General features: G+C 27.2%; 12 protein-coding genes and 1 tRNA gene. 2 read left to right on the top strand and 11 right to left on the bottom strand.

Annotation, left to right across the window (positions count from 1 at the left end):
- Positions 1–2 precede the first annotated feature (2 nt).
- From KQ876_RS03205 to rpmH, 8 genes are all read right to left on the bottom strand, one after another.
- Positions 3–79: transfer RNA gene (locus tag KQ876_RS03205), tRNA-Pro, on the bottom strand.
- A gap of 254 nt (positions 80–333) precedes the next feature.
- Positions 334–1,002, bottom strand: a complete 669-nt coding sequence (pgmB, locus tag KQ876_RS03200; protein WP_216490254.1) for a beta-phosphoglucomutase — start codon at positions 1,000–1,002, stop codon at positions 334–336.
- Entirely contained in the window at positions 995–3,379 is a 2,385-nt protein-coding gene (locus KQ876_RS03195; RefSeq protein WP_205852405.1) for a glycosyl hydrolase family 65 protein, read from the bottom strand. Before KQ876_RS03195 ends, pgmB begins: the two co-directional genes overlap by 8 nt.
- 1 nt (position 3,380) lies before the next feature.
- Positions 3,381–5,036: an alpha-amylase family glycosyl hydrolase gene (locus tag KQ876_RS03190; protein ID WP_216490252.1), complete on the bottom strand. Its 1,656-nt coding sequence runs from the start codon at positions 5,034–5,036 to the stop codon at positions 3,381–3,383.
- Complete coding sequence (locus KQ876_RS04480; protein WP_216490248.1) at positions 5,036–7,051, bottom strand: alpha-amylase family glycosyl hydrolase; 2,016 nt, start codon at positions 7,049–7,051, stop codon at positions 5,036–5,038. The genes KQ876_RS03190 and KQ876_RS04480 overlap by 1 nt, the downstream gene beginning before the upstream one ends.
- 194 nt (positions 7,052–7,245) lie before the next feature.
- Positions 7,246–9,294 carry a membrane protein insertase YidC gene (gene yidC / locus KQ876_RS04475; RefSeq protein ID WP_216490246.1) on the bottom strand — a complete coding sequence of 683 codons (2,049 nt, stop codon included), beginning with the start codon at positions 9,292–9,294 and terminating at the stop codon, positions 7,246–7,248.
- On the bottom strand, positions 9,284–9,613 hold the full coding sequence (gene rnpA, locus KQ876_RS03175) for a ribonuclease P protein component (protein ID WP_205852139.1): 330 nt from the start codon (positions 9,611–9,613) through the stop codon (positions 9,284–9,286). Before rnpA ends, yidC begins: the two co-directional genes overlap by 11 nt.
- A 13-nt stretch (positions 9,614–9,626) precedes the next feature.
- Positions 9,627–9,773, bottom strand: coding sequence for a 50S ribosomal protein L34 (gene rpmH / locus KQ876_RS03170; RefSeq protein ID WP_205852138.1), 147 nt, complete (start codon positions 9,771–9,773; stop codon positions 9,627–9,629).
- 240 nt (positions 9,774–10,013) lie between these two features.
- Here rpmH and KQ876_RS03165 point away from each other — a divergent pair, with 240 nt between their 5' ends.
- Positions 10,014–10,856: an HAD family hydrolase gene (locus KQ876_RS03165; protein WP_216490244.1), complete on the top strand. Its 843-nt coding sequence runs from the start codon at positions 10,014–10,016 to the stop codon at positions 10,854–10,856.
- A 14-nt stretch (positions 10,857–10,870) separates the two neighbouring features.
- Here KQ876_RS03165 and KQ876_RS03160 read toward each other — a convergent pair whose 3' ends face one another.
- Positions 10,871–11,101: a hypothetical protein gene (locus tag KQ876_RS03160; RefSeq protein ID WP_216490242.1), complete on the bottom strand. Its 231-nt coding sequence runs from the start codon at positions 11,099–11,101 to the stop codon at positions 10,871–10,873.
- Here KQ876_RS03160 and KQ876_RS03155 point away from each other — a divergent pair.
- Positions 11,100–11,531 (top strand): PQ-loop domain-containing transporter, encoded by a 432-nt coding sequence (locus KQ876_RS03155; RefSeq protein ID WP_216490240.1) that lies wholly within the window; start codon positions 11,100–11,102, stop codon positions 11,529–11,531. The genes KQ876_RS03160 and KQ876_RS03155 overlap by 2 nt on opposite strands.
- 22 nt (positions 11,532–11,553) lie before the next feature.
- Here the strand turns inward: KQ876_RS03155 and KQ876_RS03150 are convergent, their stop codons facing one another.
- Positions 11,554–12,105 carry a DJ-1/PfpI family protein gene (locus tag KQ876_RS03150; RefSeq protein WP_205852411.1) on the bottom strand — a complete coding sequence of 184 codons (552 nt, stop codon included), beginning with the start codon at positions 12,103–12,105 and terminating at the stop codon, positions 11,554–11,556.
- 1 nt (position 12,106) lies between these two features.
- A complete protein-coding gene (locus KQ876_RS03145) occupies positions 12,107–13,033 on the bottom strand; it encodes an MSC_0882 family membrane protein (protein ID WP_205852134.1) in 927 nt (308 codons plus the stop codon).
- Between the last annotated feature and the right edge of the window lies 1 nt (position 13,034).

Genomic DNA, 13,034 nt, shown 5'->3' with positions numbered 1-13,034 from the left:
AATGGTGAAGAAGACAGGATTTGAACCTGCGACCACTACAGCCCAAATGTAGTGCTCTACCAAGCTGAGCTACTTCTCCAACTTATTTTTTAGGCTATAGTATTATACTACAAAAAAAGAATTTGTAAAAAATTAATTATTTTTTTGTAGTAAGTATAGTATAACATAAATTTATCTTTTTTATAAGTTAATTTATAAAAATATTTAATTGAGCAATATTATTATAATATAAAAAATTAAATGATGATATTTTTTATTAAATATTTTCGATAGTTTATAAAATTTAATTAATTTATTAAAAAATCAAGATATCTAGTATCCTGATTTTTAGTTTTATTTTAATTTAATAATTGTTTGAAAATCTAACTCTGAAGTTGATTTGTAGATTGTATCGGCTTTTGAAAAATCTTCAGATGATCCGTGTGTAATAGCTACAGCATACATGTTTGCATCTTTAATACCTTGAATACCCGCTGGAGCATCTTCAAATCCAATACATTGATCCACTGATAAATTAACACCTTTAGCTGCTTGAATAAAGATATCCGGTGCAGGTTTTCCGTTTTTAACATCCCCAGGATAAACGATAAAATCAAACATTTCTTTGATTCCTAATTTATCTAAAATTGTAGGTGCATTATAACTACTTGAAGCAATTGATAATTTAATTCCTGCATCTTTAGCATCTGTTAAGAACTTACCTATCCCTGGTAATAATGATTCTTTATTAATTTCTGTAGATAATAAAACTTTATATAAATCATTTTTTCTTGTTGCGATATCATTCATTTCTGATTCTGATAGTACAAGATCAGGTTTTTTAATTTTGATAATTGCTTTAAGTGTATCTAATCTTGGTAAACCTCTTAATTTTTCATTATCATCATTTGTATAATCAATCCCAAATTCCTTAACTATTTCTCTTCATGCTTTAAAGTGTAAAACTGCTGTATCAGTAATAACACCGTCTAAGTCAAAAATAAATCCTTTAATTTTAGTCATTTTTTACCTCGAATAATGTTGGTTTATTTGTAATGTATTCTTTTTTACCATGAACATATATTACACCGTCAAATCTTGATGTACCAATTGTTTTAATACTAAATTGTGTTTTTTCTAGAATAACTTCAAATAATGTTCCTTGATATTTAAATCTATATGTTAGTCCTGATCATGCTTTAGGTAAAATTGGATCTAAATGTAATTTATCATCATGTCAATCAAGTCCACCGAATCCAAACACTATCATTTGGTAGATTGCTGCTAATGAACCTGCATGAATCCCGGCATTTGAAGTATGCATTGCTGGGCCTAAATCTATATTAATTCCGTATTTAAAAATATCATAAGCTTTATCAATTTTTTTAAGTCTTGCTGCTTCAATTGCGTATGTTGCAGGAGATAATGATGAATCATGTGTTGTAAGTGGTTCGTAGTAATTAAAGTTTGCTTCACGAACCTCTTTTGAATATAGGTGTGGCAATATGTTTGTTAGTAAAACTACGTCTGCTTGTTTTACTAATTGAGATGATAAACGCTTAATACCTTCTGTAGTGTTAAATAGTTTTTTACCAGCATCTCCAAGCATTTGGAATGGTAAAACATCTATTTTAGGTAATTTTAAGAATTGATCATTTTCTGCAATAATTAAATCTTGATTTGGTTTTTGTTGAACTAACTTTTCAGAAACTTCTTTTAATTTTGAAACATTAATTGCGTACGGTATTTTTTGTTTGATAGATGCTCACACATATGGTTTTTTAGCTTTTAAGTATTTTATGTATTTTAATGCTAAATCAATGTTTTGTTTTGCGAACATATTGATGTATGCATTATTGTCTATGTTACCTTTGTATTCGTTAGGACCCATAACATCTTTAATTTCATAACTTCCATCTGGTTGAAGTTCGGCTCTATGTTGATAGAAAATGGCTGTATCGATAATCATTTCGAATCCCATTTTTTCCATAAATTTCTCATCTTTAGTTACATTATAGTATTGGTTAACTGCATAAGCAACGTCTGCGGAAACGTGAATTTCTTGACGTCTTGAAGCGATAGGAACTTGTTTACCTGTAGCAACATCTGCTTGACCTCAATATGGACACACTTCTCCCTCAGTAGGTCACGCCATTTCTCAAGGGAATTGCGCACCTAATAAGTTGCTTTCTTCTTCACGTTCCTTAACTTCTTTTGCTTTAGCACGAGCTCCTTGAATACCTTTATATCTATATGTTAATAAGTTTTTAACAATTTTTGGTTCATTAAATAAGTAAATAGGATTAATAAAGAATTCTGTATCTCAATATGTGTGTCCTTGGTAACCTTCTCCAGAAAGTCCTTTTGCACCTACATTCATATTTGTTGAATGTCTTGGGACAAAACCGTTTAAGTGGAAAATACCAAAATCTAAAGCAAGTGAATCGTATTTACTTTCTTCGTTTTCACCTTTGATTTGAACGTAGAATTGTTTTCAAACTCTTTCATCCATTGTGTTAATTGATGCTTCTTTTAAGTTATCGTATGTTTGAGCTAAAAGTTCAGCATGTTTAAGGTTTGCGTTTTCTTTAACAATATCATGTTTAAGTAAGAATTTTTTACCATCTACACTTGTGTGGACTGACATAAGTTTTTCTAAAACAATAATATCACCCGGTTTTACATCGACATTAATTTTAAATCCGACATAACGACGTTGCATTTCTACAACATAATCGTCATGTCCACCTTTTATACGTTTACCATTAACAAATAATCTAGTAATCATATTGTGAACAGCAAGTTTTTTAGATAAAGTTGTTTCTTGTTCCATTTGCAATGATTCGGTAGTAGGTCTTGCTTTTTTACCTTCCCCAAAGTGTTGAGTACCACTATTTGTTACTTGACCGTTAATCGCAGGTTTAAGAGTAAGTTTAACAGAATTGTTTTCTGGTGTTTCTAAAACTTTGATTGTAATTTTTTGTCCGTATACATTTGCATCTGCGTTTGAAACAAAACGCTCAAAATTGAATTCAAATTTTCCACTTCCTCTTTTTGCGACTACAGTTCTTTTTAAATATCCTTCACGAATGTAAAGTGTTTTTGAATATTCATCTCTATTTTTAAGATCAAATTGTAAGCCGTTCATAAAAATAGGAGTAGTCATTAAATCTGCTAAATTAGCTAATTCTGATACATCATCTTTTGTATCTTTATTGAACATACCGTTTACGAAAAAATCTTCTTTGTTATATGAAGCTTTTTCTTCATCAGCACTTCTTATACCCATATAACCGTTACCTAAAGCAAAAATACTTTCTGTTTTAGCTGTTACATTACGATCAAATTTAACTTGTGTAACTGTTTTATTTTCTAAATCATATTTTAAAAAGTCTTTCATTTTAAACCTCTTTCATGGCTAATAATATTGATTCAAATGGTCTCAACGTATTAGCAACTATTTTGTTATCTTTATATGAAGATAAAAGCTGTGTATATCCCTTTAATTCTTCATCTAAAATTAATTCTTTGTTTGTAATATTTAATATAGCAATTAATTCTTGTTCTTCAAATTTTCTTGTAATTTTTGCTACTCCAGTTGATAATAATTCTATTTTTGAAGTACCGTCAACTAAAACATCATGAAATTTATCTTTACGCATCGAAATTAATTCTTTATAAAAGTAGAAAATACTATTTTTATCATCCAAAGCATCTTTAACATTAATTTCTTTTTGGTTTCTACCTAAAATAAATCATGGTTTATTACCTTTATTAAACCCAGCGTTTATTGAATTATCTCATTGCATTAGTGAACGACCAGCATCACGAGAATTTATATTTAAATATTTTATAAATTCACTTTCACTATAAACTTTTTTCTGGTCCACTAAATCTGCAAATCCGTTAGCAACGTCCACGTCTCTAAATTCATCTCTATTTGCAAAATGTGTATTTAATAGACCTATTTCTTCTCCATAATAAATACATGGAATACCTTTTAAGGTCATTAGCATTAAAGCGTGAGATTTTGCAGATTCCTCTCTAAAAATAGATTCATCACCTCAACGAGAAATACTACGTGAAGTGTCATGATTTGACAAGAAGTTAGTAAACATTTCAGGTTTAATTTTTTCATTATGTTGGAAAGGTTGTTGTTGATAAACAAATTGTTTGTAATCTCAGTTTGCATCAAAACCATTTCTTCCGGTCTTGTTGCTTCAACCAATTCATCATCATGAGAAATTGTAGTAGTTTTGAGAAACTTTTGATTCTCCATCACCGTATTTTAATAATTCTTCCGCAGTAATACCACTTGCTTCACCTAAAGTGAAAGCGTCAGGTTTATCAAAGAAAGCTTGTTGATTGAACGCTTTTAAATAATCAACTGCACCATCACACCATGCAAAATATGGGTTTGCATTAACATCATCAAATGTCTTTGCAACGTGTTTAATTGCATCTAATCTAAATCCGCGAACACCTAAATCATATCAGAAGTTAATAACATCAACCATAGCCTTAATTGTGTCTGGATGTGCTCAATTTAAGTCTACTTGTTCTTTCGAAAATAAGTGGAAATAATATCTATTTACACTAGGAACAAATTCTCATGCAGAACCACCAAAAATGCTTTGAGCTTTCTTTTCTTCGTCATTTAATTTATCTCTTCAAATAAAATAATTGTGTTCTATGTTATCTCTAGATTCTATTGCTTTCTTAAATCAATCATGTTCATTTGAAACATGATTTAAAACAATATCCATTATAATGTCAATTCCTAATTCTTTTGCCTTAGTAGCCATTTCTTTAAAGTCTTCTAAAGTTCCGAATTGTTTTCATACTGACTTATAATCTAAAACATCATAACCAGCATCTACGAAATTTGTTTCGTATGTTGGTGTTAATCATATACTATCAATTCCTAATTCTTTTAAGTAGTCTAACTTTTCTGTAATTCCTTTTAAGTCACCGTCTCCGTCATTATTAGAATCATAAAATGATCTAGGAAAAATTTGATATATAACTCTATCTTTTAATTTAATTACATTTTTCATTATGCTCTCCTTAATAATATTGAAGAATTTTTATCTAAAATTCCTTTTTTAAATTTTATTCTTGAATTAAATAATATTTTGTCGCCATCATTTAATTTGTAATTAATTTCTTGGTTCGAAAAGTTATGTATTACTTCGATTGTTTCATTATTTAGTGAAATTGTAAAACTTAAAATCCCTTTTTGAATATTTGTTTTTGTAAATTTTAATGATTTATTAATTTCTTCGTTTGTTGCTAATCTAAAGAATTTTGTTTTATTTCTAAAGTTATTTATTTTTTTGAAGAAGTCATATATAAACTCTTTAACACCTTCTTTATCAAGATGTTCTCATTTGATAGCATTTACATAATCTGTTGTTTTGTATGAGTTTGGATGATACGAATTTTTGTCTGGTTTTTCATTAAAATCATCATACTCTGAAACTTTACATTTAAACCCTTCTTCACCAGAGTAATCACACGGCTTGCTTTGTAATAATTCGGTACCAGCTAAAATAAATTGTCTTCCTTGGGTGAAAGTGGTCATCATTAAAGCTTGACGATAAGTTTCTATACGTTCTATAAAAGTTAAATTAGTAGTAGTTGTATTAATTTTGTCTCAAAGTGTCATACCGTCATGACAAGCAGCGTAGGCTAAATTTGTTGCTATATCATCTGAATATAAAACATATTTTTCGCGTGAGTGTTTTGCGTTGCCGAAATTAAAATCTTTAATACCACCAACAATCGATGTAACGTATCTTTTAAATAGTGTTTTATCATATTTGGATATTAATCCTGGTTTAAAATCATTGTGTTCGTATCCTTTAATCGCATCTCTAAGAGAATCGTTAAAGTAACCAAATCCAATATTATTTGATTTTACTCCTTTAATATATGAATCCTTAAATTTTAAATCAGAGAATGGTCAAGCTTCTCCGTGTAAAATTATATTAGGATTAATTTTACGTAATTCTTTAGCAATATAATCGATTGTTTCGTTGTGATGGAATGATGAAAGATCAAATCTAAAACCATCAATATTAAAATATTTAACAAAATACTTTAAAGAATCCACCATTATTTTTCTAACCATATAACGCTCATCTGCTAAAGGCGCATAATTAACAGGAGTTATTTTAGCGTTATCTCTATAATAATATCCTGGAAGTATATTATCATAAATAGAATTAGTCATCATGTGATTATAAACAACATCCATAATAACCCCAACACCATTATTGTGGGCATCTTGAACTAATTTTTTAAGTTCTTTAATTCTAGCGTGTGGGTCATCAGGATTTGAAGAATAAATTCCGTTGATTGTAAAGTAATTATGCGGATCATAACCTCAATTGTAATTTGTTGTTCATCCTTTACCTTCACCTTTTTTGTATATCTTTGTTTCGTTGTCATTAACGGTGTAAGCAGATTGAATAGGCAATAATTGAACGTGTGTAATTCCTAGGTCTTTTACGTATCTAAATAAATTGTGTTCTCTCAATGCATTAAATGTTCCGAGTCTGGATTTAAAATCTTTTTGATTTAAAGCGCTTGTGAAATCACGAACATGTAATTCATAAATACTTGCATCTACGTAATTATTTTTTCTTCAAATTAGTTTTTTTGGTTTGTTTCCATTTTTGTCTGAATTAATATTAAGTAAAATACCTTTTCCAACTTTTGTTTCTTCACCTTTTCAGTCAAAAGAAGCCAACGAATAAGCGTAAGGGTCTAACGCGTAGGTTTCGCTTTCGTTACTATGGGTAATTTTAAATTGATATAAGAAATTTTCAAATTCGAGTGGTAACTCAAATTTTCAAATTACTTTTTCTTTAGTTCCTTGTAATGTATTTATTATTTTTTCTTTATCGTTTTTGTCGAAAATTAATAATTCTACATTTTTAGCAATTGGTTGCCAAATCTTAACTTGAATTAGATTGTTTTTAAATAAAACACCTAAATCATTTTTTTGATATGAATATTCTTTATCGAAATTTATGTAGAATTTGCTTGATTTATTTCTTAAATTCATAGTGATAGTATTATATAAAATAAGCGTTTTTAGCATTAAATTTTGTTTAAATTCTTGATATATCAACAAAGCAAAAAATAGCGTAAAAATAAGTATTTTGTTAGTTAAAATTTGCATTTATTTTATATATATTTTTTAATAAATTTTTATGATTTTGCATATAAAAAATGACTAAGCATTTGCTAAAGTCATTTTTATGATTTTCTAGCTAGTTTTTTAGAATATTTTTCTTTAAACCATTTTGTTTTCTTAAGTTTGTGTAATGAAAGAACTTCAAGCATTTGTCATAATCCACCGAATAATCAATAAATTTGAACACCAACTCCGAACATAATTGTAATAATTGCGAACACCGCGACCATAATTTTTTGAGTTTTTTCTGATTTTTTAAGCGCGTTCTTTTCTGAGATTGTTGTAGTTCTTTTGAATTTTTTTCTATTTAAGAATTGTGGTAATAATTGAGAAAGTATTTGGATTGCTATAGTTAGTACTAAAATTCATAGATAACTAAAGTCTCCACCCATAACTTTTTGGAATGAAACTGAAGAGAAGTTTAATCCTAATCAAACTGTATCTTTAATTTCAGGAATACCTTGAATAACCCTTCACATAGCAAGGAAAATAGGCATTGATATTAATAAACTACCAAATTGATCTAAAGGATTAATATTGTATTTTGCATATAGTGCTTGAATTTCTTGGTTTTTTCTCATTTTCATTTGTTTATTTTTTTCAAAACCTTGATATTTAGCTTCTATTGCCGCTTTTTTATATCTTAATCCTTCTTGTAATGATTGTGACATTTTAGTTTTAAAAGTTAATGCTAATGCTATTAATCTTGTTAAAACCAATGAAATAACAATGGCGATAATTGCTTCTCACCCTTTTAAATCAGGTAGTGATTGTTGTAATGATTGCACAACAACTGATAATGGATAAACTATTAAACCATAGAATGGTCCATATTCTCACGATTGTGCTCAATTAGAAATAGGTTGTAAAGGATAATCACCTCTAAACAATAATTCTTTATTAATAACGTTTAATTTTGATTCTTCAAAATTATACTTATTAATATTAGAAGAAATAATTTTAGATTGTTCTACACTTTTTGGGTCGTTTTTATCTTTTCTTTTTTCTACAAATCCTAAAGAATTTAGATAATTAAGCATTGTTTCTTGGTACATTCTAATTAATGTTAATTCCGGTTGAGAAACTTCAAATAAAGTTTCATCACTATCTTGAGCAACTATTACTTTTTTGTCGTCTTTTATTAAACTTTTAAAATATTCTGATACTGATGTAAAGTCTTCGTCGTTAATTTTATTTATTGTATATTTATTTAAATCACTTAAAAATTTACTATTTTTACCAAATGTATAATTATAAAATTCTTGTAAAACATCTCTAGCAAACATAAAGTTTGCAATTGTAATTTTATCGTTTACGTTTGTAATATTTTCGTCTTTTTCATTGTAGTTATTTACTAATTGTAAACCACTAATAAAGTTAACTGATAAGTTTCCTTTACTATCAACATTGTAAACATCTTTTTGTATTGTTTTTTTACTATCTGCAGATTTTACATCTATTTTATGTTTCTTTACATCAATATATGGAATAGCGGTATTAGGTAAAAATCTTAGCAATACAATATCATCAATATCGTTTACATATTTATAAGAAGTTGAGTTAGCAGATTTAAATAAATATCTACCATTTTTTTCTACAATAAATCTATTGTTATTATCTTTTTGGCTTTCAATATTAATAGCGGATAAGAATATTTTTTGACCATTAGTTTCGACACCGTATTGACCACCGTTTTCTGTGGTTTGTTCTCTTAATTTAGATAAAATTTCTCTATCATTAACATAGATGTTTTTATCAGCATTTTGTTCTAATATTTGTAGCTTTGATATTTCTAATTTTTTTTCTGTATCGTTTCCGTCATTGTCAACTAAAGGTAATGTTGTTGTTTTTTCATTACCATATTCACGTTCTTTGAATGTATTAACTCTAGGTGCAATATCATTTTTATTTGTGAAAAATTCTATACCGTTACCAACGGTTGTTGAATTTTTCAAAACAAATGATTGAATACAACCTGTCATAGTTAGACCAAAAATTAAAAGATATAAAATGATTTTCATTCATTTAAAAAAACCTTTTTTAGCTTTTTCTTTTTTTTCGTCCGAACTATTGTTATTGTTTCTAAAATAATTAAAGTTATTATTTTTCATTTTTTCTAAATCTTTCAAATAATTTTTGTATTTCTACTTTTTTAATAGAAAAAGGAGAGTTACAAAACTCTTTTCTTGCAATAATAACAAAATCATAATTTAAATCATACGGATTTAAATTATTTATTATTGCCTTGAGTTGTCTTTTATTAAAATTACGACCAACAGCATTTTCAAATTTTTTAGGTATTGTTATACCCATTTTAAAAGAATTACTTTTCTTGTAGTATAAAACAATATATTTATTATGTAATGAATTGTTTTTACTTATTATTTCTTGAAAATCCCAATTCTTTTTTAGTCGATATATTTTTTTCATGTTGGTGCTTTTATTATTTGTCAGAAACTGTTAAATGTTTTCTACCTTTAGCTCTTCTAGCAGCTAATACTTTTCTACCATTGGCAGTTTTCATTCTTGCTCTAAAACCGTGAACTTTTGCATGTTTTCGTTTATTAGGTTGGTATGTACGTTTGCTCATTTTTCCTCCTTATTTAGATTATAATATTTAAGCGTATTTATATTATACAATAATTTAATTTATACATTAACTAATAATTATTATTGTTTAAAAGTTATAATAGTAATATTAATTCATTAAAAAAACATCTAAGTTTGTGTCTTGTTTATTAAGTTTTATTTTTTAATTTTATAAAAAATACAAATAAATATATATAATTAAAAATGTTTCTTTTTATAAGAAAACGATAGGAGTTTATAAATGAAAAAACTTTTTGCTTTTGATTTGGATGGAACCATTTTAGGTGAAGATAATAGCATTTCAGAATTTAATTTTAATGCTTTGAATTTGTCTAAAAAATCAGGTAATCTAAATGTAATAGCTACTGGAAGAGGTATAAGTAAAGTATTACCTTTATTTAACAAAAATACTATTCATAATTTTGATTATTTTGTGTGTTCTAACGGAGCGGTTATATACGATATAAAAAACAAAAAAACCTTTGTGTTAGGCAAATTAGATAATGCCATATTTGATATTATTAGAGAATACTCAGATGAAAATAAACTAGTATTAACAATAGATTCGTTAGATTATAATTGTACTATTTTACCTGAAAGTAAAATACCTAATTGGCTAAGTAATGAAAATAAAATGGATCTTAATATATTAAACATTTGTAATATACAAGACTTGAAAAATAATATAGAAAATAATAATTTTCATATTGTTCAAATCGCAACTAGAAATCCTAAAAAACTTGCGAAAAAGATAACTAGTGAAATTATTAAGTTGCTTGATAAGTACAAGGTTTCAATTTTTCTAACCAACGGAGTGTATACTGACATTAACCCTTTAGGTGTTAATAAATTAAAGGGTCTTGAAAAAGTTTTAGAATTAGAAGGTTTATCACATAAAAATTTGATTAGTTTTGGTGATAGTGGAAACGATATTGCAATGTTAAAAAATGCTAACTTAAGTTTTGCAATGGGCAACGCAACAGACGATGCAAAGGAAGCCGCAAGTAGAATTATTGGTAAAAATAACACAAATGCAATAGGAGAAACTATCATAGAAATACTAAAATTTAATAATGTGTTATAATTTTGTCCTATGAATTATACAATTGACGTATTATCGTGAATAGCAGCGGTATTTGTGATGATTTTAAGTTTACCGCAGTTAATCAACATCATTAAAACTAAGAAAACAGGGAATATCAATTTTGTTTCGTTTTGAATTTTTCATACCGGAGTATTGATGTGAACATTTTGATCATCATTTGGTAGTGAGAAATTATTTGCAACATTAATTGCTAATTCAGTTTGTTTATTCTTATATACAGTCATGATTGGTTTGTTATATTATTTCAAAAAAGAGTTTAGCTTATTTAAAAAGAAAATAGCATATTTAGGATTATTAATATTTCTATTAGTTTGAACAAGTTTTATAATAATAAGAAATGTTTCTGACTTTAGATGAACCGCAGATGTTCAAACTGCTATGGCATTAATTTTCCCATCATTAACTACATTTGCGTTCTTGCCACAGCTAATTTTTTCTTGAAGACATAAGCATTGAAAAGGTATATCAATTTGAATGTATGTGATTTATGAATTAAATAACTTAGTTTGAATAATTTGATGAATATTATTAATAATATCTTCTGTTGGAGGCGCAGAAGTTGGTCCGTTTATTGGTGGATTAATTTGACAATTAATTTCATTTATCTTATTCGGAACACAATTTATATTTACATTTAAATATAGAAAAAGTTAACATTGCAGAATGTTAACTTTTCTTATTTTCCTATTATAGATTTATAAGTATCTATTGCAGTTTGTTTATCAAAAATTTCTTCAAGAACTTTATATGCTAGTTTTTCAGCGGTCATAGCAGAACTTCCTGTTATAAAATTATTTGATACTACTACATCTGTATCTTCATAATCTTTATTATATCTAAATAATTTACTTCATTCGCTAGGAAAGCTTGTGAATTTAGTATTTTCTGGAATTAAATCATTTTCTTTTAGAGCATTCGGAGCGTCGCAAATTGCTCAAACTAGTTTTTGATTTTTAACAAATTTATTTATCAATTCGTGTGACTTAAAGTTTTTTCTTAAAACTTGCGCACCTTTACCGCCTGGGATAAATATGGCATCGTAATCTTTAAAATCAACTTCATTTAGGATATTATCTATTTTAGCTAAATTTAGTTGTCCGTTAGCGCTTTTGAGTACAGGGTTAAAATAATCAATTTTTTCAAATTTATTTGAACGACTTCAAATTGTTATCGGAGTTACTAATTCTAAGTCATTAAAATTATCTTCAAGTATAACTAATAATTTCATTTTATTTTTTGCCTCTTCTAATAATTCCTCTATATGAAAGATATATTATTAAAACAAGTGGCAATAATACAACTAATATAAATATAATTATATATGTTCTGAATCATGCTTTATTTTCACTTGCTTTTCTTTCTTCAACAAGTTTCATTACAGCTATTGCTGATTCAGCAGTACCAAATTGAGCTTTTACATCTTGAATTCTTTTTTTATCGTATAAAGTAATGAATAAATATAAAGCAAATATTCCAACAAACACACCACCATCAATTGCTAGCAATGTAGTTGTATTTCCAAATGTTGAATCAAGATTTTTCACTAAGTTTAAATATATGTGTAAATTTAGTGAACCATTTGTTTCGCTTTCATTAAAAGGTTGTCCGATAGTTACTTCTTCTATACCAAAATAAAGTGTTATTATTGCTAAGTTAAAAATTAGGAAATAAGTAGTGAAGAAAACGAATATTCATGTAAGCCTTAATGATTTGAGAGTTAATGCTTTGTATAAATCAGCAAACATTGTGCTTGATGCTGCGTCACCGTTAGAATAATTAGATCTGTAATTTTTCTCAACGTTTTTTCAACCTGAAATTTTAATTAAACTTCTAACAGAAACGGAGAATGAAATTAAAAGTACAAATGCAATTAGTACGTATCATCCTATTCCTCTATGAGGATCTTTTGCGGTGTTTAAAAAATAATTTACACCAATTGCAGCTAAAGATAAAAGGAATAATACTCCTCACAAAGTGAAAGAAAGGTATCTTATTCTTTTTTCTTTTTTTATTATCGAATATGTTGATGGATTAAGTTGTTTTTGTGGATCAACAAAAAGAGAACTATTGTTAATTTGTGAAGTTTGTAAATTTACTGGTATCTGACCTGTTTCGATGTTAACAGAATTTGTGTTATTTTGTTTTGGTTTAAACATA

It is taken from the genome of Mycoplasma sp. CSL7491-lung (assembly GCF_018913965.1).
Lineage (GTDB): Bacteria > Bacillota_I > Bacilli_A > Mycoplasmatales > Metamycoplasmataceae > Mycoplasmopsis.
The sequence above is the reverse complement of the archived record's forward strand: the minus strand, read 5'-3'. Positions and strand labels throughout refer to the sequence as shown.